The sequence below is a fragment of the Streptomyces sp. NPDC003943 genome (assembly GCF_053605265.1).
The window spans coordinates 34,679-58,211 of sequence record NZ_JBSGIW010000049.1; the positions used below are offsets into that span (position 1 = coordinate 34,679).

The window sequence follows — 23,533 nt, forward strand, 5'->3', positions numbered from 1 at the left end:
AGGAGCCCCCATGCCCGACCTGGCGAACGAGGTCGTCGACCACCGTTTCAAGGCCCTGCCGCCCGACGCCGAGGGCCTGACCGTCGGCGAGCTGGCCGCCCAGCGCCGCAACCTCTTCACCGGTGGCTTCACCACCCCGGTCCTCGCCCTCTCCGCCGAGTCCGTCGAGCACAACCTCCGCCTCCTGGAGACGTACGCCGAGCGCCACGGCCTCGCCTTCGCACCGCACGGCAAGACCTCCATGGCCCCGCAGCTCTTCGACCGCCAGATCGAGCACGGCGCCTGGGGCATCACCGCCGCCGTCCCGCACCAGGTCCGCGTCTACCGCGCGCACGGCGTCGCCCGGATCTTCCTCGCCAACGAGGTCGTCGACCCGGTCGCGCTGCGCTGGCTCGCCGCCGAGCTCGACGCCGACCCCGGCTTCCACCTCGTCTGTTACGTCGACTCCGTCCGCGGCGTCGAGCTGATGGACGAGGCCCTGCGCGCGGCCGGCGCGCGGCGCGCCGTCGACGTCGTGGTCGAGCTGGGCGCCGCCGAGGCCGGGCGCACGGGCGTGCGGACGGACGCCGAGTGCGAGGCCGTGGCCGACGCGGTCGCGGCGACGGACCGGCTCCGTCTGGTGGGCGTGGCGGGGTACGAGGCGACGATGCCGAAGGCCGACGCCACGCTCGTACGGGAGTGGCTGAACCGGCTGGTCGGGCTCGCGGTCGCGTTCGACAAGGCGGGCCGGTTCGCGCCCGACCTGCCGGAGATCGTGGTGAGCGCGGGCGGCAGCGAGTGGTTCGACACGGTCGCCGACGTCTTCGCCGAGATTCCCGAGCTCTCCCGTCCGGTCCTGAAGCTGCTGCGCTCGGGGGCGTACGTCTCCCACGACGACGGCCAGTACCGGGAGCGGACGCCGTTCAACCGGGTGCCCGAGGAGGGCGCGCTCCAGCCGGCGTTCCGGCTCTGGTCCCAGGTCCTGTCCCGGCCCAACGCCGAGCAGGCGTTCACCAACGCGGGCAAGCGCGACGCCGCCCACGACCTGCACCTGCCCGAGGCGCAGGTGGTGCGCGACGGGCGCACCGGTGAGATCCGGCCGGCCGAGGGTGTCACGGTCACCGCGCTCTCCGACCAGCACGCGTGGCTGCACACGGAGCCGGGCGCGGACGTGGAGGTCGGCGACTGGGTGGGGATGGGACTGTCCCACCCGTGCACGTCCTTCGACAAGTGGCAGCTGATCCCGCTGGTGGAGGCGGACGGCACGGTCGTCGACTACATCCGTACGTTCTTCTAGGCCCGGGGGTCCCGGTGGATCTCGTCTTCCAGGACGCCGAGGTCGTCGACGGCAGCGGTGCGGACTCCTACCGCGCCGACGTCGCGATCGCCGGCGGGCGGATCGCCGCGATCGTCAAGGAGGGCGCGGCCGCCGGCTGCCAGCGCCCCACCGGCCGGCGCGTCATCGACGCCGAGGGGCTCGCCCTGTCCCCCGGTTTCGTCGACATGCACTCCCACAGCGACCTCGCACTGCTCCGCGACCCGGACCACAGCGCGAAGGCCGCGCAGGGCGTGACGCTGGAGGTCCTCGGTCAGGACGGCCTGTCGTACGCGCCGGTGGACGACCGCACGCTCGACGAGGTCCGCCGGACGATCGCCGGCTGGAACGGCGGCGGTCCGGACGACACGGGCATCGACTTCGACTGGCGGACGGTCGGCGGGTACCTGGACAGGCTGGACCGGGCGCACGGAGGCCGGGGCATCGCCGTGAACGCCGCGTACCTCGTCCCGCAGGGCACGGTGCGGATGTACGCGGTGGGCTGGGAGGACCGGCCCGCGACCGGCGCCGAGCTGGATCGCATGCGGCAGCTCGTCGCCCAGGGCCTGGAGCAGGGCGCGGTCGGCATGTCCTCCGGCCTCACCTACACGCCCGGCATGTACGCGCCGGACGCCGAGCTCACCGAGCTGTGCCGGGTCGTGGCGCGGTACGGCGGCTACTACTGCCCGCACCACCGCTCGTACGGGGCGGGCGCGCTGAAGGCGTACGAGGAGATGGTGCGGCTCACGGCGGACGCGGGCTGCGCCCTGCACCTCGCCCACGCCACGATGAACTTCGGCGTGAACGAGGGGCGGGCGCCCGAGCTGCTCGCCCTGCTCGACGAGGCACTGGCGGGCGGCGCGGACATCAGCCTCGACTCGTACCCGTACACCCCCGGCTGTACGACGCTGGCGGCCGTGCTGCCGAGCTGGGCGCACGAGGGCGGGCCGGAGGCGCTGCTCGCGCGGCTGCGGGACGAGGCGACGGCGGAGCGGATCCGGCACGGTCTGGAGGTGGCCGGGTCGGACGGCTGCCACGGCGTGCCGGTGGAGTGGGACACGATCGAGGTCTCGGGCGTCACCGACCCTTCCCTGGCCGGTTTCGTCGGCCGTCGGGTGGACGGCTGGGCGACGGCCCGCCGCCTGCTGCTCGCCGACCGCCTCGGCACGACGGTCCTCCAGCACGTCGGCCACGAGGCGAACGTCCGCGCGATCATGCGCCACCGGGTCCACACGGCCGGCTCCGACGGCATCCTCCACGGCGCCAGGCCGCACCCCCGCGCGTACGGCACCTTTCCCGAGTACCTCGGCCGTTACGTCCGCGAGGAGCGCGTCCTGTCGCTCGAAGAGTGCGTCGCCCACCTCACGTCGCGCCCCGCCGCCCGCCTCCGCCTCCCCGACCGCGGCCTGGTGAAGGAGGGCTACGTCGCCGACCTCGTCCTCTTCGACCCCGCGACGGTCGCGTCGGGAGCGACGTACGAGAGGCCGACGGGGCTGCCGGTCGGGATCCCGCACGTCCTGGTCGACGGCCGGTTCGTGATCGAGGACGGGCGGAGGACGGACGCACTGGCGGGCCGGGCGATCAGGCGGACACCCGCTCCGGCGGGACGGATGCCCGCGCCCGGGTGAGCACGAGCCCCGCCACCAGCGCCACGCCCGCCAGCGCGAACCCGTACGCCGGTGTGTGTCCCGACGGAGCCGTCTCGTAGGTCAGCGCCGCGCAGAGCACCGCCAGGAACCGGCCGAGCCGGGTGTCCCACGCCACCGCCGCCACCGCGCACGTCCCCCACAGCACGTACCAGGGCTGGACCATCGGCGAGAGCGCGACCAGCACGAGCAGCGAGACGCCGAGTCCGAGGACCACGTCGAGGCGGCCCTTCCAGGCCCGCCAGGCCAGTACGCCGATGATCGCGACGGCCACGAGCAGGCCCAGCTTCTGCACCGCGCCCTTCACCGGCTCCGGGTCGCCGCCGAGGAGCAGTCCGAGGCCCAGGCCCAGGTCGCTGGTGGCGGAGAGCGCCGTGTGGATGGTGGCGGCGACGCTCTGGGTGCGGAGCCAGCCGAAGCCGGTGCCGGCCAGCACCGTGGCGCAGGCGGCGACCGCGCCCGCCACGGCCCCGGGCAGCACGAGCCCCGCCGGCACGCCCCGGCGCCGCGCGACGAGCACGCCGACGAACAGCAGCGCGACCGCCGCCGGTGACTTGACCATCATCGCGAGGCCGAGGACCGCGCTGCCGGTCACCCACCGCCCGCGCACGGCGAGCAGCATCCCGCACAGCACGAGGGCGATCATCAGGCCGTCGTTGTGCAGACCGCCCACGACGTGGATGAGGAGAAGCGGGTTCAGCGCGGCGAGCCACAGCGCACCGGGGCCGCCGCCCAGGCCCCGTACCGCCCACACGATCAGGGCGAGGGCGGCCAGGGCGAGGAGCCGGAAGCCGATGACGGCGGGCAGGATCTGGCCGCCGGTGAGCTTGACAACGGCCTGGGCGAGGACGAGGAAGACGGGGCCGTACGGCGCCGGGGTGTCGGTCCAGTGGCCGCCGACGCTGGCGGCGGCGTCGTGGCCGAGTTCGCCGGGGGCGAGGACGGAGGGCCCGGAGCCGTAGACGTCGTGGCCTTCGACGACCATGGCGCCCTGGGCGATGTAGCTGTAGACGTCGGCGCTGTAGAGCGGCGGGGCGAGCACCAGCGGCCCGGCCCACCAGCCGAGGGTGAGCAGCGGGCGGCCGTCGGCTCCGGCGAGCAGTTGCCGCCCGTACTGCCACCACGCGAGGAGCAGCAGCGTCAGTCCGAGGTACGCGAGGACCGCACCGGCCGTCTCGACGCCCGACCCGCGCGGCTGCCACAGGCCCCATCCGCCCCGGACCGGGAGCGTCCCGGCGGCCCAGCCGCCGACGGTGACGGCGAGCGAACCGGCCGCGCCGAGCCACCGGCAGCCGGCGGTGCTGAGAACCCACATGGGGGGCAAACCTACCTGCCTGCCTGCCGGTGCGCGCCGGCGGCCGGACGCCTACCCGGCCGCCGTCGCCCGGTCCAGGGTCTCCGTGGCCGTGCCCGTGCGCTGCATGCGGTGCCAGCGGAGCCGGTTGCCGAGCAGGGCCGTCACCACGGACTGGACGACGACCAGGTACATGAGCTGGCGGTAGACGAAGATCTGCAGCGGCAGCGTCCAGATCGGCTCGAACCGCTCCCGGTCCAGGCGCAGGGCGTAGACGGCGGTGGCGACCTGTACGGCCGTGAAGGCGAGCCAGACGCCGACCGCCTGCCCGGCGTCCTGGAAGAACAGGCCGTACAGGGCGAAGACGTCGACGAGCGGCGCGAGCAGCGGCAGCACGGTCTGGAAGAGCAGCAGGTAGAGCAGGCCGCGGCGGCCCAGCTTGCCGGACTGGCCGCGCTCCACCACGGCCCGGCGGTGCTTCCACATGGCCTGGAGGGTGCCGTAGCACCAGCGGTAGCGCTGCTTCCACAGCTGGCGGACGGTGGACGGCGCCTCGGTCCACGCGATGGCGGACTCCTCGTACACCACGCGCCAGCCGTCCCGGCACAGGGCCATCGTGAGGTCGGTGTCCTCGGCGAGGGTGTCCTCGCTGACCCCGCCGACCCCGGCCAGGGCTTCCCTGCGGAAGGCGCCGATGGCGCCGGGCACGGTGGGCATGCACTCCAGGACGTCGTACATGCGCCGGTCGAGGTTGAAGCCGATGACGTACTCGAGGTGCTGCCAGCGGCCGAGGACGCCCTGCCGGTTGCCGACCTTGGTGTTGCCGCTGACCGCGCCGACGCGCGGGTCGGCGAGGGGCTGGATCAGCCGCTGCACGGCGTCCGGCTCGAAGACGGTGTCGCCGTCGATCATCACGATGATGTCGAAGTGCGCCCAGGCGAGTCCGGTGTTCAGGGCGGCGGCCTTGCCCGCGTTGGGCTGGCGCACCACCATGACGCGCGGGTCGTCGATGGACTCGGCGATCTCGAAGGTGCGGTCGGTGGAGCCGTCGTCGACGACCACGACCTGGACGTACTCGTGGGTGGAGGCGAGCAGGGACCGGATCGTCGCCTCGATTCCGGCCTCCTCGTTGTACGCGGGCACGATCACCGACACCGGCTCGGTGACGGGCGGCATGCGCGGGGCGCCCCGGCGGCGCTTGGTGCGGGTGCGGCGCACGTGGACGCGGGCCACGCCGAGGAGGAGGGCGAGCCGTACGGCGGTGATGAGGCCGGCCGCCCCGAGCAGCCAGGTCATCGCGTCGGAGAACCAGCGCGAGACGCGCTGGGCGGCGACGAAGCCGGCGCCCTTCCACTCGGTGAAGGTGGAGACGGGGTACGTGCCGGCGCCGAGGCCGAGCCCCGCGCCCACGGTCGTGTACGTCGTGCTGCCGACGCGGCCGGCGGGGCCGAGCAGCTTCTCGGTCTCGGTGACGGCCTGCGGCGAACCGGTGTACTGCCGGACCGAGTCACCGTCGGCGGCCACCAGGACGTAGCCGTCGGCGGCCGCCCGGCGGCCCGCCTCCCACTGGTCGTCGCAGAGCGTGTCGAGGTTGCCGGTGTGGGGCAGGCGCAGCAGCCGGGTGCCGAGGCCGGCGGCTCCGGCGAGCGCGTTCTGGGTGAAGGAGAGCTCCAGGTCGGCCCGGGCCGCGGAGACCTGGCCGAGTTCCGCGTCCGTGTAGGTGTGCGAGCCGATCTCGTGCCCCTCGGCGACGATCCGCCGCACGAGCTCCGGGTGCGCGGCGGCCTCCGAGCCGGTGAGGAAGAAGGTGGCCTTGGCGTGGTGGGCGGCCAGCACGTCGAGGAGGCGCGGGGTCCAGTCGGGGCTCGGGCCGCCGTCGTAGGTGAGCGCGACGGTTCCGTCGGGGGGCGCGGCGCTGCGCACGACGCCGTCGCCGTCGACCCGCAGGACCGGCTCACCGGTGCGGATGTCGGTGGGCGCGGGCACGCAGTCGGCCTCGGGGGCGCCGCCGGTGGCGGCGATCTCGTGGCGGCCGTATCCGGCGAAGACGAGCGCGGTCGCGGCAACAACAAGAGTGAGGCAGAGCACCAGCCAGTGCGACCGCGGGTCGCGGCGGCGGGCGTGGCTGCCCGCGCGCGCCACGGGCTGGGGACGGCGCCGGCCGGCGGCCTCGTCGTCGGGGGCGCGGCGAGGTGCGGGGTCCTCGTACGGGCGGGGGGCGGCGGGGTGTCCGTCGTTCGGGTACGGCGTGGACAGCGGGGGCTGCTCGTACGACTGCTCGTACGGCTGCTCGTATGGCTGCTCGTATGGCTGGTACGGCTGCTCGTACGGCTCGTGCGCCTGCTCGTACGGCTGGTACGCGGGCTGCGGCTCGTACGGCCCGTGCCCCTCGTACGACTGGCCCGGAAGGCCCTGCGGGGCCGGGGCCTGGCCCGTCGGGTGCGGGTAGGGGTTCCGGTAGGGGTCCTCGGCGGGGTACGGGTTCTGGTCCGAGTACGGGTTCCGATCCCCGTACGGAGCGCCCGTCACTTCGGCCGCTTCGTCGCGCCGGGAGCGCTGCCCGCCTTGCCCGGACCGTCGTACGTGGCGGTCGGGGCGGGTGCGGGCGCCTTGGTGGTGCGTACCGAGGTCGGCGCGGGGGCGGCGGTCTTCGCCGGGGCGGCGGTCTGCGTGGCGCTCGGCGTTGCGGTGGCGCTCGGCGATCCGTCGGGTGCGCCCTTCGCCGTGCCGTCCCCGCCGGAGTCACCGGATTCGCCGGAGTCGCCGCCGCCCGGTTGCGACTCGATCAGTTTCGGGAGGGCGGGCCGGTCGTCGTCCTGCCAGTGCAGGGGTCCGCCGGTCGGCCCAGCGCCGAAGATCCCGGCGACGACGACTCCGAGGAAGCCCAGGCAGCCGGCTCCGACGACCGCCACCGCCCAGCGCACGGCACGCCGCCGTCGGCCCGAGGTGTCGAGGAAGACGCTGTTGTCCTGGTGGCTCATGGGCAGGGATTGTAGGGAGCACGACATCGGTGTGCGAGCCGCGTCGCATTAAGGACAAACGAGCACCCACCTCCCGGCCCGGCTCGATGTCCGACGTGTCCCAAAACACGGAGCGCCCCGCCGCGCCCCGCCGTAAGCTCTCGTCATGCAGGTGATCCAGTCCACGAAGCTCGCCAACGTCTGTTACGAAATCCGGGGCCCGGTGCTCGAAGAGGCGATGCGGCTTGAGGCCGCGGGTCATCGCATCCTCAAGCTCAACACCGGAAACCCGGCCGCCTTCGGCTTCGAGTGTCCGCCGGCCATCCTCGAGGACATGCTGCGCAACCTCGGCGAGGCGCACGGTTACGGGGACGCGAAGGGCCTGCTGTCCGCGCGGCGCGCGATCATGAGCCACTACGAGACCAAGGGCATCCCGCTCTCGGTCGAGGACATCTACCTCGGCAACGGCGTCTCCGAGCTGATCCAGATGTCGATGCAGGCGCTGCTCGACGACGGCGACGAGGTGCTCGTCCCGGCCCCGGACTATCCGCTGTGGACGGCCTCGGTGTCGCTCGCGGGCGGTACGGCCGTGCACTACCGCTGCGACGAGCAGGCGGACTGGATGCCGGACCTGGCCGACATCGAGCGCAAGATCACCGACCGCACCAAGGCGATCGTGATCATCAACCCGAACAACCCGACCGGCGCCGTCTACGACGACGAGATGCTGCGGAGCCTGACCGAGATCGCCCGCCGGCACAATCTGGTGGTCTGCTCGGACGAGATCTACGACAAGATCCTCTACGACGGCACCACCCACACCCCGACCGCCGCCATCGCCCCGGACCTCCTCGTCCTCACCTTCAACGGGATGAGCAAGAACTACCGGGTGGCCGGCTTCCGCTCCGGCTGGCTCGCGGTCTGCGGCCCGAAGGCGCACGCCTCCTCGTACATCGAGGGCCTGACGATCCTGGCCAACATGCGCCTGTGCGCCAACATGCCGGCCCAGCACGCGGTGGCCGCGGCCCTGCAGGGGCGCCAGTCGATCGAGGACCTGGTGCTGCCGGGCGGGCGGCTCCTGGAGCAGCGGGACGTGGCGTACGAGCTGCTGACGCAGATCCCGGGCGTGACGTGCGTGAAGCCGAAGGGCGCGCTGTACCTGTTCCCGCGGCTCGACCCGGCCGTCTACAAGATCAAGGACGACCGGCAGATGGTCCTGGACCTGCTGCGGGCCGAGAAGATCATGGTGGTGCACGGGACGGGCTTCAACTGGCACGAGCCGGACCACTTCCGCATCGTGACCCTGCCGAACGCCACGGACCTCGCGGAGGCCGTGACGAGGATCGGCCGCTTCCTGGACGGCTACAGCCAGCACTGACGCGCCCCGTTTCCGGTTTCCGGCCCCGCTTCCCGCCTCCGGCCCCGTTTCTTGACCCACCCTTTCCGGACTCGGCTCAACTTTAGATTGAATCCAAGCTAGGATGCCTCCAGAGCTACTGCAGGAGGCCATCCCATGTACGAACCGATCCGCACGAAGTCGGTCCACCGGATGGCCGACGACGACCAGAACCGCAGCTCCTACCCGCACCGCTCACGCGGCGAGGAGCTGGACATCCAGCTCGCCGGCCACCTCGCCGCCCTGCTCGCCGTCACCGACGAGCTCGGCGACACCGAGGCCGGCGAACTCATCGCCCGGCAGGTCGCCAGGCTGCGCGGCGCGCCCCCGGCGCGGCACGCGGGGCTGAGCGGCGCGCCCGCCGAGGCGCTGCACCGCAAGGCGCACGCGCTTGCGGGCCGGGCGCTGGTCGTCGCCGCCTCCCGGGCGGACACGGCCGCCGCGATCCTCGCCGCCGAGCGCATGGACGCGCACACGGCGGCACTGTCCGGCGACCCGCTGGTCGCCGCCCCCTGATCGGCCCCGGTCCGCGCGTACACGAAGCCGCGCGGACCGGGCGCCACCCACGCCGCCACCGCACCGCCGGTCGCCGCGCCACCGCCGGTCACTGCGCCATCGTCCGGACGTCTCGCGTCCGGTTCGTTTCCGGGATCGCGGCTTCACCCCCCGTACACCCAACTCCCCCTGGAATGTGGGTTTCCGCGAGCACGCTGCCCGCGTGAGACGCATTCTGGGAATCGTCCTCGCCGTCCTGCTCCTCGGCGGCGTGGCCGCCGCCCTCGTGGTGGGCGGCGACAAGGACGACAGCGGCACGGCAACGAAGACCGTGCGAGGAGTCATCGGGTCGGAGAAGGCGGAGTTCTTCACCGATCCCGAGGTCGTGAAGGCCCTGGCAGCCAAGGGCCTCACCGTGCGGACCGAGACCTCCGGGTCCTGGGACATGGAGCAACTGCCCCTCAAGGGCTACGACTTCGCCTTCCCGTCCGCCAAGGCGCCCGCCGACGAGATCAAGGCCAAGGAGAAGGTGACGACCGCCCCGCTGCGGCCGTTCTACTCGCCGCTCGTGGTCGTCGCGCACAGCGCCGCCGCCAAGGTCCTCGCGGACAACGGGCTCGCCGCGCTCGGCCCCGGCGGGCACACCGGCACCCTGAGGATGGACGCCTATCTGTCCGCCGCCCGCGCCGACCGCACCTGGCAGCAGCTCAAGGGCTCCGCCGGGCACGCCGAGCTGACGGGCACGCTCTTCATCACCTCCACCGACCCCGTCGCCTCCAACTCCGGCGCGCTCTACCTCGCCGCCGCGAGCTATGTCGCCGACGGCGGCCGGGTCGCCGGGGACAAGGCCGCCGTCGACCGCACGGCGCCGCTGCTGCGCAAGCTGATCCAGGTGCAGGGCGCCCAGCAGTCCAGCTCGGACGCGCCCTTCCGGGACTTCGTCAGCGGCGTCGGGAATCCGCTGGTCCTGGTGTACGAGTCGCAGGTCGCGTCGCAGCTCCTGGCGAAGCAGCCGACGGGAGACCTGGTGGTCCTCTACCCGGACACCACCGTCAACAGCGACCACACCCTCGTCCCGCTCACCGAGGCCGGCCGCACCCTCGGCGAACTCCTCTCCACCGACCCGGAGTTGCGCAAGCTCGCGGTCCGGCACGGCTTCCGCCCGCAGGGCGCGGCGGCCGAGTTCACCGCCGCCACCGCCGGCCACACCGGCTACCTCAACCAGACGCTCACCGGAGTCCGCCAGGCGCCCGTGCCCACCTTCCAGGTGCTGCACCGGATGGCGCTGCGGGCCCGCGACCAGGGGGACACCGCATGACGACGCCTTCGCTCCAGCCGCCCACCGAGACACCTCTCGTCCTCACCCCGCCGGAACCGGTCGCGCCGGTCCGCGCCGAGCAGGCCGCCACGCTCGTCCCGATCGACGACTCGGCACGTACGGAGATGGAGCGGCGGGCCGCCGAGTACGTGGGCTCGCTCGCCGGACTCGACGCCCGCTCCCCGGAGTTCACCGGCCGCATCGGCGAGATCGCGGCGCTCGGCTCCGGCGAGATGCGCACCGCCGCGCAGCAGTCCAACCGGATGCTGGACCGCACCGTCCGCTCCCTCGGCTCGGCCGGCGGCGACGCGACGACCCGGGTCGGCGGCTCGCTCGTCGAACTGCGTCGCACCATCGAGGACCTCGACCCGCGCGACACGCCCGCCAAGGGCATGCGGAGCCTGCTGTCGAAGCTGCCGGGCGGGAACAGGGTGCGCGACCACATCGCCAGGTACGCCTCCGCGCAGGACACCGTCAACCGCATCCTCGACGCCCTGAAGGGCGGCCAGGACGAACTGCGGCGCGACAACGCGGCGTTGCAGACCGAGCGGGCCCGGCTGTGGGAGACCATGGGCAGGCTCCAGGAGTACGCGGTGCTCACCGAGGCCCTCGACGCGGCGGTCGAGCAGCGGCTCGCCGGCACCACGGACCCGGTCCAGGCGGACGCGCTGCGCGCGGACGTGCTCTTCCCGGTGCGGCAGAAGCACCAGGACCTGCTGACCCAGCTCGCGGTGTGCGCGCAGGGCTATCTGGCGATGGACGTGGTCCGGCGCAACAACGACGAGCTGATCAAGGGCGTCGACCGGGCCGCCACGACGACGGTGACCGCGCTGCGGATCGCCGTGATGCTGGCCTCCGCGCTCGACCACCAGAAGAAGGTCGTCGAGCAGGTCAAGGCGCTGCAGGGGACGACCGAGCAGCTCATCCAGGGCAACGCGGCCGCGCTCGCCGGCCAGAGCGGCGACATCCAGCGGCTCGCGGCGGAGCCCGCGGTGGGCCTGGAGACCGTGCGCACCGCCTTCCAGCAGATCTACTCGACGCTCGACGCGATCGACACGTACAAGGTCCGCGCGACCGAGTCCATGGCGCAGACCGTGGACGCGCTCTCCGCCGAACTGCGCACCGCGAGCTCCCACTTGGAGCGCACGCAGGCGAGGGAGGGCGGTTCCGGCTCCGGCGCGGCCGGCATCCTCGAAGGGGGCCGCGGATGAGAACCCGTACGAGATCCCGTACGAACACCCTGGCCGCCCTCGCGCTGGCTCTCGCCCTCGCGGTGACCGCCTGCTCCGGCGAAGGCGACAGCGACAGCAACGGCAAGGGCGCCGCCGACTCCGGCGAGTACCGCGCCGGCACCCTCCGGGTCCTCGCCTCCTCCGAGCTCGCCGACATGGCGCCCGTCCTGGAGGAGGCCCGCAAGGCCACCGGCGTCACCGTCCGCCCCACCTACGCCGGCACCCTCGACGCCGCCAGGCGGATCGCGTCCGGCGAGGCCGACAAGCAGTTCGACGCCGTGTGGCTGTCGTCCAACGACTACCTGCGGCTGAACCCGGAGTCCGCCCGCCGGATCACCGGCGAGACGCCGGTCATGACCTCGCCGGTGGCCCTCGGCATCCGGCCCGCGGCCGTGACCCGGCTCGGCTGGGACCCGAAGAAGGTCACCTGGGCGCAGATCCACCAGGCGGTCGCCGCGAAGCGGCTCAGCTACGGCATGACGGACCCGCTGCGCTCCAACTCCGGCTTCTCCGCGCTCGTCTCGGTCGCCTCGGGCCTGTCCGGCGCGCAGTCCGCACTCACCGACGAGGACGTGAAGGCGGCCACGCCGAAGCTGAAGGAGTTCTTCGCCGGGCAGAAGCTGACCTCCGGCTCCTCCGGCTGGCTCGCCACGGCCTACGCCCGGCGCACCGACGTCGACGCGGTCGTCAACTACGAGTCGGTGCTGAAGTCGATCCCCGGCGGCCTGACCGTGATCCGTCCGGCCGACGGCGTGGTCACCGCGGACTATCCGCTGACCTCGCTGACCGCCGCCCGCCCGGAGGCGAAGGACGCGGTCCGCCGGCTCGCCGCCCAGCTGCGCACCCCGGCGGTCCAACGGCTCATCACCGAGCGCACGTTCCGCCGCCCGGTCGTCCCCGGCGTGGCCCCGGCGGCCGGGCTCGCCACCGACCCGCGGCGCGAACTGCCCTTCCCCGGCAGCCGGTCCGTCGCGGACGGGCTGCTCGACTCGTACGACAACACGCTGCGCCGCCCGTCCCGCACGGTCTACGTCCTCGACACCTCCGGCTCCATGGAGGGCGAGCGGCTCGACCGGCTGAAGACGGCCCTGGCCGAGCTCACCGGCGACTTCCGGGACCGCGAGGAGGTGACGTTGATGCCGTTCGGCAGTGCGGTGAAGACCGGCGAGGTCACCACCCACACCGTCGACCCGGGGGCGCCGAAGGCCGCGCTCGACGCGATCCGCGGCGACGCGTCCCGGCTCAGCGCCTCCGGCGGCACGGCGATCTACTCCAGCCTGGAGCAGGCGTACGCGCGGCTCGACGACGCGCGCGCGGACGACACGTTCACGTCGATCGTGCTGATGACGGACGGCGCGAACACCGACGGCGACCCGGCGTCCGCCTTCGACGCCTTCCACGCGAAGGCGCTCACCCCGGCCCAGCGGCGCATCCCGGTGTTCCCGATCCTGTTCGGCGACTCCGACAAGGCGGCGCTCGACCACATCGCGCAGCTCACCGGCGGCAAGCTGTTCGACGCGACGACGGGCTCGCTCGACGGGGCCTTCGAGGAGATCCGTGGCTACCAGTAACCCGGTGCTCAGATACGTCGAGTCCCGGAAGAACCTCACGGGCTGCGCCTGCGGGCTCGCCGGGATGGCGCTCACCCTGACCACCGGCGCCGCGGGCGCGCTGTGGCCGGTGGTGGTCGCCGGTCTGTACGGGGCGGGGGCGCTGATCGCCCCGCCGGAGCGCCCGCCGGCGCCGGCCTTCCCGGAGCCGGCCGAGCAGGTCGAGGCGCTGCGCGCGGACCTTGACACGCTGCGCGGCTATCTCGCCGGGGTGGAGCTGCCGCCGGCCGCGCACGGCCGGCTGACCGAGCTGGACACCCTGGTCGGGGCGCTGCTCGAACCGGGCTGGGTGAGCGACCCGGAGCAGGTCCGGGTGCTGGCCCGGGCGGTGCGCCAGGACATCCCGGAGGCGGTCGACGCGTTCGTACGGAGTCGGTGGTGGACCCGGGTCGTGCCGGGGGCCGAGCCTCCGGAGCGGCACCTGGAGCGTCAGTTGGCCGCGCTGCACACGGAGGCGGCCGAGATCGCCTCGGCGCTCCAGGACGCGGAGGCCCGCCGGCAGCAGACCCACACCCGCTATCTGGAGGACCGGGGCCGGCAGGACATGCGCCGGCCCCCGGAGCCGTGAGGGGGCTCCGGGGGCCGGATGCGTCGTGACGGGCCGTCGTGACCCCAGCTGGTCAGGGCGGAAATCGGGGCAACCCGCCACGAGTCTCTACGGGATCAGCCCAGGCGCTCGACCAGCGCGTCGTACTGGTCCCACAGTTCCTTCGGCGTGTGCGTGCCGAAGGTCTCCAGGTGCGCGGGGACCAGGGCGGCCTCCTCGCGCCAGACGTCCTTGTCGACGGTGAGCAGGAAGTCCAGGTCCTCGTCGGCCAGCTCCAGGCCGTCGGTGTCCAGGGCCGCCTTCGTCGGCAGGATGCCGATGGGGGTCTCGACGCCCTCGGCCTTGCCGTCGAGGCGCTCGACGATCCACTTCAGGACGCGGCTGTTCTCGCCGAAGCCGGGCCAGACGAACTTGCCGGCGTCGTTCTTGCGGAACCAGTTGACGTAGTAGATCTTCGGCAGCTTCGCGGCGTCCGCGCCCTCGCCGATCTTGATCCAGTGCGCCATGTAGTCGCCCATGTTGTAGCCGCAGAACGGCAGCATGGCGAAGGGGTCGCGGCGCAGCTCGCCGACCTTGCCCTCGGCGGCGGCGGTCTTCTCGGAGGCCACGTTGGCGCCGAGGAAGACGCCGTGGTTCCAGTCGAAGGACTCGGTGACCAGCGGGACGGCGGAGGCGCGGCGGCCGCCGAAGAGGATCGCCGAGATCGGCACGCCCTTCGGGTCCTCCCACTCGGGCGCGATGATCGGGCACTGGCCGGCGGGCACGGTGAAGCGGGCGTTCGGGTGGGCGGCCGGGGTCTCGGACTCCGGCGTCCAGTCGTTGCCCTTCCAGTCGGTGAGGTGCGCGGGCAGCTCCTCGGTCATGCCCTCCCACCACACGTCGCCGTCGTCCGTGAGCGCGACGTTCGTGAAGACGGAGTTGCCCCACATCGTCTTCATGGCGTTGGCGTTGGTGTGCTCGCCGGTGCCGGGCGCGACGCCGAAGAAGCCGGCCTCGGGGTTGATCGCGTAGAGGCGGCCGTCCTCGCCGAAGCGCATCCAGGCGATGTCGTCGCCGATGGTCTCGACCGTCCAGCCGGAGATCGTGGGCTCCAGCATGGCGAGGTTGGTCTTGCCACAGGCCGACGGGAAGGCGGCGGCCACGTACTTGGCCTCGCCCTGCGGCGGCGTCAGCTTGAGGATGAGCATGTGCTCGGCGAGCCAGCCCTCGTCACGCGCCATGACGGAGGCGATGCGCAGCGCGTAGCACTTCTTGCCGAGCAGGGCGTTGCCGCCGTAGCCGGAGCCGTAGGACCAGATCTCGCGGGTCTCCGGGAAGTGCGAGATGTACTTGGTGCTGTTGCAGGGCCACGGCACGTCCTCCTCGCCCTCCGCGAGCGGGGCGCCGAGGGTGTGGACGGCCTTGACGAAGAAGCCGTCGGTGCCGAGCTCGTCGAGGACGGCCTGTCCCATGCGGGTCATGGTGCGCATGGAGACGGCGACGTACGCGGAGTCCGTGATCTCGACGCCGATGGCGGAGAGCTCGGAGCCGACCGGGCCCATGCAGAAGGGCACGACGTACATGGTGCGGCCCTTCATGGAGCCGCGGAAGATGCCCTTCTCGCCCGCGAAGACGTCCTTCATCTCCGCCGGGGCCTTCCAGTGGTTGGTCGGGCCCGCGTCCTCCTCCTTCTCGGAGCAGATGAAGGTCCGGTCCTCGACGCGCGCGACGTCGGTCGGGTCGGAGGCGGCGTAGTACGAGTTCGGGCGCTTGACCGGGTCGAGCTTCTTGAAGGTCCCCTTGGCGACGAGCTCCTCGCAGAGGCGCTCGTACTCGGCCTCGGACCCGTCGCACCAGACGACGGCGTCGGGCTGGGTGATCTCGGCGATCTCGTTGACCCAGGAGACGAGCTCCTGGTGCTGGGTGGGGACGGTGGAGGGAGCCGCGTTGTCGCGCGCCACGATTGCTCCTTGAAGAGGGGTTTTTAAGATGTATGCCCCTTGGGGGCTGCGACCCGGATGCGTCGTAGGCGCTCATCCGGTGCCGACCGCACTCATTTGATCATCCGATGCTACCGCCCATATGTCCAGAGGGCCGCACACGTGAGCATCGCCACTCATATCCGTGGCTTACGGAGGCGTAGGTACGATGCCGAACCATGACTGCAGCCTCGGCGGACCTCGCCACCACGGAGCAGCGCCAGGCGCTGCCGCTTCCGCTCAAACCGAGACTCCGAGGCTGGCTGCACGCCGGAATGTTCCCCGCGGTGATCGTCGCGGGGCTCGTTCTGGTGGCCCTCTCCGACTCGCCGCGGGCCCGGATCGCCTGCGGCGTCTACGCGCTCACGGCCTGCCTGCTCTTCGGCATCAGCGCCCTGTACCACCGCGGCAACTGGGGCCCGCGCGGCGAGGCGGTGCTGCGGCGGCTCGACCACGCCAACATCTTCCTCATCATCGCGGGCACCTACACCCCGCTGACGCTGCTCCTCCTCCCCGACTCCACCGGCCGGCCGCTCATGTGGGCGGTCTGGGCGGCGGCCGCGGCCGGCATCGCCTTCCGGGTCTTCTGGGTCGGCGCCCCTCGCTGGCTGTACACGCCCTGCTACATCGCGATGGGCTGGGCCGCCGTCTTCTTCCTGCCGGACTTCATGCGGGCGGGCGGCATCGCCGTCCTCGTCCTGGTGATCGTCGGCGGCGTCCTCTACAGCGCGGGCGGGGTGATCTACGGCATGAAGCGCCCCAACCCGTCACCGCGCTGGTTCGGCTTCCACGAGGTCTTCCACTCCTTCACCCTCGCCGCCTTCATCGTCCACTACGTCGGCATCTCGCTGGTGGCCTACCAGCACTCCTAGCGCGTCTGGCCAGGCACAATGAAAGCCATGGCCACCGCTGACCGCCCCTCCCTGCGCGAGCGCAAGAAGCTCAAGACCCGCGCCGCGATCCGGAAGGCCGCCTACCGGCTGGTGGCCGCTCAGGGGTACGAGGCCACCACCATCGAGCAGATCGCCGCCGCGGCCGAGGTCTCCCCGTCCACGGTCGTCCGCTACTTCCCCGTCAAGGAGGACATCCTCCTCAGCGACGACCAGGACGCCCTCCTCGTCGACCGGCTGCGCGCCCGCCCCGCCGACGAGGAACCCCTCGACTCGCTGCGCACGGTGATCCTCGACGCCGTCACCGCCGCCCTCGCCGAGGACCCGGCGGACACCCTGCTGCGCGCCCGCTTCCTGGTGGAGGTCCCGGCCGTCCGCGCCCGCTTCACCGAGACCACCGCCGAGACCGGCCGGCTGCTCTCCGCCGCCGTCGCCGAGCGCACCGGGCGCGACCCGGACGACCTGGAGGTGCGGGTCTTCGCCGCCGCCGTCCTCGGCGCGCTGCGCGAGGCCACCGTGCACTGGGCCGAACACGGCCGCGGCGACGACCTCGTGACGCTCCTCGACCGGACCGTCGACACCCTCAAGGGCGGACTGACCCTGCGCTCCTCGAGCCGGTCCGGCCGAGCGCGCCCCTGATCACCTCGCCCGACTCCGGGTTCTCCGCACAGCCCCACACCCCGTGCGGGCAGTAGTCGGTGAAGGTCTGGTAGACGGGCCGCTGCCGCGCGAACCAGTCCAGCATCCCCCGTACGTACGCCGGATCGTCCCCGTTGCGGAACAGCCCCCACTCCGGGAACGACACCGGCTTGCCGTGCGCCGCCGCGAACCGGGCGTGGAAGGCGAGCCCGTACGGCTCCGCCACCTGCTCCTCGAAGGACAGCCCGGCCGGCTGGTCGTAGGCGTCCATGCCGACGATGTCCACCACGTCGTCGCCGGGCCAGCAGCGCGTCCACGGCACGGCGTCGAGTCCGCGGCTCGGCGCGAAGTCGAAGCGGAAGCGCTGTCCCGGCACCTGCCGCAGCACCGTCACCACCCGCCGCCAGTACGCCTTCCAGGCCGCCGGGTCCGGCCCGCAGCGGTGCGTGTACGTGGTGCCGTTCATCTCCCAGCCGAGCACCAGGACCGCGTCCGCGAGCCGGTGCGCCACGAGCCGCTCGCCGAGCGTGCGGAAGTGCCCGTCGAACGCCCCGGCCGCCCCGCGCCGCAGCCCGGCCCGCGCCTCAGCGTCGCCGACGCCCTCCTCGTTGCGGTCCATCAGCGGCACGTTGAGCACGAAGAGCCGGCCCGGCCGCTGCTCCTTCCACCGCGCCCACGGCTCGAACAGCGCCGGATGCCCCTCGATGTTGGACCAGCGGTCGCCCGGCAGATAGGTGTGCCCGACCGTCAGCGGCGCCCCGCCCAGCCACTTCTCCACCTCGGCGATCCGCCGCACCCCGGCCTCGTCCGAGCCGGTGAAGAACCCGGCCGGCGCGGCCGCCCGCTCCCGTACGGGCTCCGGTACGGGCTCCGCCAGCGGGTCCCGGCCGTCCGGCGCGAGCCGCTGGTACGACACCAGGAACACGACAACGGCCGCGAGCAGCACGGTCAGTGCCACTCGCGGCCATGTCGTCCAGGAGCGGAGGGGGCGCACGTCAGCTGGTCCAGAACTCCCACCAGCGGGTCAGGATCAGCATCCCGATGATCCCGATGTGCAGCACCGGCAGCGCGAAGGTGAAGTCCGCGAGGAAGCCCTTCACCGCGGCCGGCGCGGGCAGCAGCCCACGGCGCACGTTGTGCGCGGTGGTGTACCAGAACATGGTGATCGTCGCGCACCAGGCCAGACAGCACCACAGGCACAGCGCGTTGATCTCGTACAGCGACTGCTGCATCAGCCAGGTGCAGAAGCCGACGCCGAACAGCATGCCCGCGTTGAGACCGAGCCAGAACCAGCCCCGGTAGCGGGCGCCGGCCAGGATCCCGGCGCCGACGGCGACGACGACGGCGTACGTGACGAGGCCCAGCATCGGGTTCGGGAAGCCGAACACGCCCGCCTGCTCGCTCTTCATGATGCTGCCGCAGGAGACCACCGGGTTGAGGCTGCACCCCGGCGTGAAGTTCGGGTCCTCCAGGAGCTTGAACTTGTCGATCGTGATCACCCAGCCGGCGAGCACGCCCGCCGCCCCGGTCACGATCAGCATCCAGGCGAAGGCCCGGCTCGCGCCGGTCCCCGCTCCGCCCGTCCGCCCGTCCTGCTCCTGCTCCTCGTCCCGCTGCCGTGGCCCCGGGACCCCGACCCCGCCGGGTGCGTTCAGCGTCGTCATCGCGCCGCCCCCCGTCCGCTCAGCCCTGGATCCGGCTCACCGGCACCGTGATGTGGGCCGCGCTCCGCACCACGTTGTCGTCGGTGACGAACGCCTTCAGACGCTCCTCCGTGATCGGCGTCCCCGGCGCCGCCTCCGGCCAGGGCAGGAGCGGGATCGTCAGGATGGCGTTGCCCCTCTCGTACGCCGCCTCCTGCCACTCCGCCGTCACCGGGCACTGCGCCTGCATGAACGGAAGGTTCAGCACCGCGCGCTCCGCCTCGACCAGCAGGTGCACGCCGAGCTCGCGCTCCTCCCCGGCGAACGCGATCTCGGCTCCGATCGTCGCGCCCATGCCCTCCAGGACCGCCCGCAGTTCCTGCGCGCCGGCCTCCGGACCGTGCAGGCCGTCGCCGATCGAATACACCATCAGACGGGGGATGGCGGGCAGGTCGTCGGTGGGCCCCATGGTCCACGAGACGGCGGTGAGCGTCCCGATCGAATGGGCGCTGTGCGCCTTGGACTCGACGTTGGATGTGGTCATGAATCCGGATGCTAGGGGACGAACACCCGGCAACCGGAGCCGAATTCACTCATTCGGCCGAGAATCCGTCGACTGTCATTTCCGCCGCAACGAACCGGGGTTTTCATCGTTGTGCCCATAGGGCACCTTTTTCGACCCCAGGAGATCAATCATGATCGTCCCGCGCCGGTTGGCCGTGCGTTCGCTTTTCGCACTGGCCGTCACCGCCTTCACCGGCGGCGCGCTGACCCGTATCACCGCCATACCGGCCCTGCGGGACCGGACCGACCCGGACGACGGCGAGGACCCGCACGCCTTCGACGAGATGTACGCGGGCCGTCGCATCCAGGGCTTCACGGGACCGACCGGCGAGCCGTCGGTCCTCGTCGACGGCCGGCCGCTGCATCTGATGCGCTGCGCCGACGGCGGCTGGGTCACCCCCATCGACCACTACGAGTCCTGTCCGACGCCGCTGGCGGCCACCCGCGCGGCCGTCGCCGATCTCGGCCCGGCCCCGCTGAGCCGGTACGCCGCGTGGCACGGCGGCCACGCCGACAGCGGTGCCGAGGGCGCCCACCCCGGAGGGAGCCCGCGTGCCGTACACGCGTAAGAACCAGCGCGATCTGACGAGCGCCGAGCGCAGGCGCTTCGTCTCCGCCGTCCTGGAGCTCAAGCGGTCGGGGAAGTACGACGACTTCGTGCGCACCCACATCGACTACTACGTCGCCGACGGCGAGGGGAAGCGGCGGGTCGGGCACATGTGCCCGAGCTTCCTGCCCTGGCACCGCAAGTTCCTGCTGGAGTTCGAGCGGGCGCTGCGCCGGATCGACCCGACGGTGACCGTGCCGTACTGGGACTGGACCCGGGACAACACGCCGGCGGCCTCGCTGTGGAGCGAGGACTTCATGGGCGGCAACGGCCGGCGCGGCGACTTCCAGGTGACGACCGGCCCGTTCGCGTACGCGGGCGGGAAGTGGACCGTGCGCTACGGGATGACCGAACAGCGCTTCCTGAGCCGGGACTTCGGCCGGCCACGCGATCCGATCACGCTGCCGACGGCGGCGGACGTCGACCAGGCGATGCGGGAGCACACGTACGACTCGGCGCCGTGGAACTCCACCAGCCGCTCCGGCTTCCGCAACCGTCTGGAGGGCTGGGCGTCCGGCACCGGCAACGACCGCTTCCGGCTGCACAACCGGGTGCACCGCTGGATCGGCGGCCTGATGCTGGGCGGCGGCTCGGTCAACGACCCGGTGTTCTGGCTGCACCACGCCTACATCGACCTGCTGTGGTCGCGCTGGCAGGCCCGCAACCCGGGGGCCGGCTACCTGCCGAAGGACCCGCCGCCGCTGGGCGACCCGCAGTACCGCAAGGTCGCCGCGCTGCACGAGCGGCTCGGCCCGTGGAACGTGACGCCGGCGGAGCTGCTCGACCACAGCGCGGTCTACCGGTACGCGTGAGGCGCGGAGCGCCGAAACGCCGTGTCCCCCCGGCCCAGGCGGGCCGGGGGGACACGGCGTACTACGCGTGCTGCTGGACGGGGCGGGGATCAGCCGCCGTAGCCGCCCTCGCCACCGTGGTCGTGGCCGTCGACGTTCGCGCACTGGTTGCCGAAGGCCGGGTTGATCAGGCCGACGAGGTTGACGGTGTTGCCGCAGAGGTTGATCGGCACGTGGACCGGGACCTGCACGACGTTGCCGGAGGCGACGCCGGGCGAGTGGGCGGCGACCGCCTCGGCGCCGGCGTCGGCGGCGGCGAGGCCGGCACCGGCCATGGCAACGGCACCGGTGCCGGCGAGAACAGCGGCAGCCTTCGCGATGCGAGACATCAAGAACTCCTTGAACGTGGAAAGCGACCGCGAGAACCACGGTCACGTGTGTCGTTCAACGGCGGAACGACCATAGGGTCACGGCCATTGCGCCGAATGGAACGAAGAACCGTAAGAACCGGAGAAACCGGCGGAATCAGTGATTCCGAAGATGGCCCGCGGAACATCCGAACGCCCGCCGTCGGCTACGACGGAACGCATCGGAAGCCGCGGGCCGCGGCCATGCGACAAGCCTTTCCTTGCAACGAGCGGTGCCCCCTCGGGTGGCGGGAAGAATCGTGTCTTCACCCGCCGGGCCGCAGCTCGCACAAAGAAGCGGCCACCCGGAACGTCAGCGCGCGTCCGGGTGCAGACCCAGCTGGGGGTCGAGCGCGCCGCCGAGCGCCGGCGTGAGCACACCGGCCTCGGGCAGGCCGAGCTCCGGCAGCCCGCCGAGCCCGTCGCCCGCCGGGGCGGCGATCGGGTTGCCGACGACGGCACCGGGGGTGACGGCCTTCATGTCCGAGCGGGGGCTCAGGAGCTCGGCCGTGCCCGGCTCGCTGCCCTTGAGGAGCTCGGGCAGCGGCGCCGCGATGTCGGTCTCCGACAGCGCGCTGTTCAGCGGGATACGGGGCAGGGTGAGGTCCGGCAGGCCGCCGGAACCCTGGTGGAAGCCGGTGGGCGCGCCGGGGATGGGAGTGGGGACGCCCGTGGCGATGGTGGGCGCGTCGCCCGGGAGCACCGGGTCGAGCCCCTGCAGCGGGATGACCACGGGCGCGTCGGCGACGGCCGGGGAGGCCAGGGCCGCCGAGGCGATGGCGGCGGCGAGGAGTCCCAGACCGGCGTGAGATCGCAGATTCATGTCCTGCAAACGAGTTGCCGGGGTGTTTCGTGACGGCATTCGCCTGAGTGCAGCAATGGACGGCCCCCACCGGTGACCGGTGGGGGCCGTGGTTGACGGTGTTCCCGGGTTCCCGTCCGGGACCGGGATCAGCCGAGCGGGCCCGCGCCCAGCGGGAGACCACCGAGCAGCGCGCCGGCGCCGCCACCCTTGCCGGTCTGGTTCAGCTGGGTCGCCGTGTCGGTGACGGTCTTGACCGGGGAGCCGTCCGTGGTGCTGCTGAGCGCGTCCGTCTTCAGGCCGCCACTGGTCAGCGAGCCGAGGCCACCGTCCAGGCTGGTGGGCAGCACCGACTCCGCGGCCATCGCGGGCGCGGCGACGCCCATGGCGAGCAGAGAACCGGCGACGGCCGCGGCAACCTTGGTGGGCTTCATGAAGAGAGTCCTTCCTTGTGTGAGCAAGTCGCTTGTCGCACAGGGCAGTTGAGTGCTCCCCGTACGTCCGTTCCTGACATCGGTAACGAGGGGCGCGCTCGGCGGAAACCACGGCGGCAACCGTTTTCCCGACACTGCACCCGAATGACGGAAACGGCCGTGCCCGCCCAGAATCCCTGGACGGGCACGGCCCGGTGGGGTGCGAGCGGTCAGTCGACCGGCGGCTTGACGGGCAGGTCGGCCGGGGCCGCGGGCGGCTTGACCGGCAGGTCGCCGGTGGAGGCCGGCGGCTTGACGGGCAGGTCGGCCGGCAGGTCACCGGTGGAGGCCGGCGGCTTGACGGGCAGGTCGGCCGGGGCCGGCGGCTTGATCGGCAGGTCGCCGGTCGGGTCGGACAGGTCCGGCAGGCCCGGAAGGAGACCCGGCAGGCCGGACAGGTCGGGCAGGGCCGGCAGGGCCGGCGCGGACAGACCGCTGCCGAGGGCGCTCGCCACGACGTTGTCGACCAGGGAGGTCACCGTCGAGGCGATCCCGGTGACGTTGCCGGAGGTGACGGAGGCGAGCAGATCGGCCACCGCCTTCTGGACCGTGGCGAGGACGTCACCGATGCCATCGGCCGGTGCCACCGCTGTGGTGTCGGGGAGGGTGGCCCGGTGAGCCGGGCCGGGCTGGTCGGCGAAGGCGGGGCCCGCCGTACCGAGAGTGACGGCGGCGGATATCGCCAGGGCGAGCAAGCGGCGTGATGCCTGGGGACGCATATGTGTTCTCTTTCCTTATGCGTCGGACAACTTCCCCGTCACCGTGCCTGCGGGTATAGCGCTCCGCAACCGCAGAACTACCGAGCGCCACGCATCCGTTCGGGTGAATCCACCCTTCTGACCTGCCCCTCCCGGGGGCGTACGCCGTTGCACCCGACGCGTCAGGGACGCCGGACCCGGGCGGATCGGAGGGCAAGGGAGTGCGGCAGGCCCTGGCCGTGCTCGGGGCGGAGGCCGTCGGGGCCGAC

At 72.5% G+C, this 23,533-nt stretch carries 23 protein-coding genes; 12 read left to right on the forward strand and 11 right to left on the reverse strand.

All coding sequences use genetic code 11. From position 1 onward, the window contains the following. Positions 1 to 10 precede the first annotated feature (10 nt). Entirely contained in the window at positions 11 to 1,276 is a 1,266-nt protein-coding gene (locus ACWEV0_RS20820) for an alanine racemase (RefSeq protein WP_453150828.1), read from the forward strand. A 14-nt stretch (positions 1,277 to 1,290) separates the two neighbouring features. Beyond that, positions 1,291 to 2,922, forward strand: a complete 1,632-nt coding sequence (locus ACWEV0_RS20825; protein ID WP_453150829.1) for an N-acyl-D-amino-acid deacylase family protein — start codon at positions 1,291 to 1,293, stop codon at positions 2,920 to 2,922. Here ACWEV0_RS20825 and mptB read toward each other — a convergent pair. The 3 genes from mptB to ACWEV0_RS20840 form a co-directional block, all read right to left on the reverse strand. Further along, positions 2,876 to 4,255, reverse strand: a complete 1,380-nt coding sequence (gene mptB / locus ACWEV0_RS20830) for a polyprenol phosphomannose-dependent alpha 1,6 mannosyltransferase MptB (protein ID WP_453150830.1) — start codon at positions 4,253 to 4,255, stop codon at positions 2,876 to 2,878. The two genes, ACWEV0_RS20825 and mptB, sit on opposite strands and share 47 nt — an antisense overlap. Before the next feature lie 51 nt (positions 4,256 to 4,306). Next, a complete protein-coding gene (locus tag ACWEV0_RS20835; RefSeq protein WP_453150856.1) occupies positions 4,307 to 6,376 on the reverse strand; it encodes a bifunctional polysaccharide deacetylase/glycosyltransferase family 2 protein in 2,070 nt (689 codons plus the stop codon). Between the two features lie 383 nt (positions 6,377 to 6,759). Beyond that, positions 6,760 to 7,215, reverse strand: coding sequence for a hypothetical protein (locus ACWEV0_RS20840; RefSeq protein WP_453150831.1), 456 nt, complete (start codon positions 7,213 to 7,215; stop codon positions 6,760 to 6,762). Positions 7,216 to 7,360: 145 nt separating this feature from the next. On the opposite strand from ACWEV0_RS20840, the gene ACWEV0_RS20845 reads away from it, so the two are divergent. The 6 genes from ACWEV0_RS20845 (at position 7,361) to ACWEV0_RS20870 (ending at position 13,813) form a co-directional block, all read left to right on the forward strand. Next, a complete protein-coding gene (locus ACWEV0_RS20845) occupies positions 7,361 to 8,572 on the forward strand; it encodes a pyridoxal phosphate-dependent aminotransferase (protein WP_453150832.1) in 1,212 nt (403 codons plus the stop codon). 135 nt (positions 8,573 to 8,707) lie between these two features. Continuing rightward, positions 8,708 to 9,106, forward strand: coding sequence for an SCO4983 family protein (locus ACWEV0_RS20850; RefSeq protein ID WP_453150833.1), 399 nt, complete (start codon positions 8,708 to 8,710; stop codon positions 9,104 to 9,106). A gap of 175 nt (positions 9,107 to 9,281) precedes the next feature. Further along, positions 9,282 to 10,403 carry a hypothetical protein gene (locus ACWEV0_RS20855; RefSeq protein ID WP_453150834.1) on the forward strand — a complete coding sequence of 374 codons (1,122 nt, stop codon included), beginning with the start codon at positions 9,282 to 9,284 and terminating at the stop codon, positions 10,401 to 10,403. Then, entirely contained in the window at positions 10,400 to 11,614 is a 1,215-nt protein-coding gene (locus ACWEV0_RS20860; protein ID WP_453150835.1) for a toxic anion resistance protein, read from the forward strand. The genes ACWEV0_RS20855 and ACWEV0_RS20860 overlap by 4 nt, the downstream gene beginning before the upstream one ends. After that, entirely contained in the window at positions 11,611 to 13,206 is a 1,596-nt protein-coding gene (locus tag ACWEV0_RS20865) for a substrate-binding and vWA domain-containing protein (protein WP_453150836.1), read from the forward strand. Before ACWEV0_RS20860 ends, ACWEV0_RS20865 begins: the two co-directional genes overlap by 4 nt. Beyond that, positions 13,193 to 13,813 (forward strand): hypothetical protein, encoded by a 621-nt coding sequence (locus ACWEV0_RS20870; RefSeq protein ID WP_453150837.1) that lies wholly within the window; start codon positions 13,193 to 13,195, stop codon positions 13,811 to 13,813. Before ACWEV0_RS20865 ends, ACWEV0_RS20870 begins: the two co-directional genes overlap by 14 nt. A 95-nt stretch (positions 13,814 to 13,908) precedes the next feature. Here the strand turns inward: ACWEV0_RS20870 and ACWEV0_RS20875 are convergent, their stop codons facing one another. Beyond that, complete coding sequence (locus ACWEV0_RS20875; RefSeq protein ID WP_453150838.1) at positions 13,909 to 15,732, reverse strand: phosphoenolpyruvate carboxykinase (GTP); 1,824 nt, start codon at positions 15,730 to 15,732, stop codon at positions 13,909 to 13,911. A gap of 197 nt (positions 15,733 to 15,929) precedes the next feature. On the opposite strand from ACWEV0_RS20875, the gene trhA reads away from it, so the two are divergent. Then, positions 15,930 to 16,622: a PAQR family membrane homeostasis protein TrhA gene (gene trhA / locus ACWEV0_RS20880; protein ID WP_453150839.1), complete on the forward strand. Its 693-nt coding sequence runs from the start codon at positions 15,930 to 15,932 to the stop codon at positions 16,620 to 16,622. A gap of 27 nt (positions 16,623 to 16,649) precedes the next feature. Beyond that, positions 16,650 to 17,279: a TetR/AcrR family transcriptional regulator gene (locus ACWEV0_RS20885; RefSeq protein WP_453150840.1), complete on the forward strand. Its 630-nt coding sequence runs from the start codon at positions 16,650 to 16,652 to the stop codon at positions 17,277 to 17,279. On the opposite strand, the gene ACWEV0_RS20890 is transcribed toward ACWEV0_RS20885, so the two are convergent. The 3 genes from ACWEV0_RS20890 to ACWEV0_RS20900 are packed head-to-tail and all read right to left on the reverse strand — an operon-like array spanning position 17,224 to position 19,466. Beyond that, positions 17,224 to 18,237 (reverse strand): glycoside hydrolase family 26 protein, encoded by a 1,014-nt coding sequence (locus tag ACWEV0_RS20890; protein WP_453150842.1) that lies wholly within the window; start codon positions 18,235 to 18,237, stop codon positions 17,224 to 17,226. The two genes, ACWEV0_RS20885 and ACWEV0_RS20890, sit on opposite strands and share 56 nt — an antisense overlap. Positions 18,238 to 18,274: 37 nt before the next feature. After that, entirely contained in the window at positions 18,275 to 18,943 is a 669-nt protein-coding gene (locus ACWEV0_RS20895) for a vitamin K epoxide reductase family protein (protein WP_453150843.1), read from the reverse strand. Between the two features lie 19 nt (positions 18,944 to 18,962). Beyond that, positions 18,963 to 19,466 (reverse strand): DUF5949 family protein, encoded by a 504-nt coding sequence (locus ACWEV0_RS20900; RefSeq protein WP_453150844.1) that lies wholly within the window; start codon positions 19,464 to 19,466, stop codon positions 18,963 to 18,965. 151 nt (positions 19,467 to 19,617) lie between these two features. Between ACWEV0_RS20900 and ACWEV0_RS20905 the strand changes: the two genes are divergently transcribed. After that, complete coding sequence (locus ACWEV0_RS20905; protein ID WP_453150845.1) at positions 19,618 to 20,055, forward strand: tyrosinase family oxidase copper chaperone; 438 nt, start codon at positions 19,618 to 19,620, stop codon at positions 20,053 to 20,055. Further along, positions 20,039 to 20,905 carry a tyrosinase family protein gene (locus ACWEV0_RS20910; RefSeq protein WP_453150846.1) on the forward strand — a complete coding sequence of 289 codons (867 nt, stop codon included), beginning with the start codon at positions 20,039 to 20,041 and terminating at the stop codon, positions 20,903 to 20,905. Before ACWEV0_RS20905 ends, ACWEV0_RS20910 begins: the two co-directional genes overlap by 17 nt. Positions 20,906 to 20,994: 89 nt before the next feature. Here the strand turns inward: ACWEV0_RS20910 and ACWEV0_RS20915 are convergent, their stop codons facing one another. The 4 genes from ACWEV0_RS20915 to ACWEV0_RS20930 all read right to left on the reverse strand — a co-directional run bounded on the left by ACWEV0_RS20915 (position 20,995) and on the right by ACWEV0_RS20930 (position 23,285). Continuing rightward, the gene (locus ACWEV0_RS20915; protein WP_451611588.1) at positions 20,995 to 21,273 is read right to left on the reverse strand and encodes a chaplin; all 279 of its coding nucleotides are present in this window, start codon (positions 21,271 to 21,273) and stop codon (positions 20,995 to 20,997) included. A 331-nt stretch (positions 21,274 to 21,604) separates the two neighbouring features. Next, a complete protein-coding gene (locus tag ACWEV0_RS20920) occupies positions 21,605 to 22,114 on the reverse strand; it encodes a hypothetical protein (protein ID WP_453150847.1) in 510 nt (169 codons plus the stop codon). A gap of 128 nt (positions 22,115 to 22,242) precedes the next feature. Continuing rightward, positions 22,243 to 22,527 (reverse strand): hypothetical protein, encoded by a 285-nt coding sequence (locus ACWEV0_RS20925; RefSeq protein WP_453150848.1) that lies wholly within the window; start codon positions 22,525 to 22,527, stop codon positions 22,243 to 22,245. 209 nt (positions 22,528 to 22,736) lie between these two features. Then, complete coding sequence (locus ACWEV0_RS20930; RefSeq protein WP_453150849.1) at positions 22,737 to 23,285, reverse strand: hypothetical protein; 549 nt, start codon at positions 23,283 to 23,285, stop codon at positions 22,737 to 22,739. Between the last annotated feature and the right edge of the window lie 248 nt (positions 23,286 to 23,533).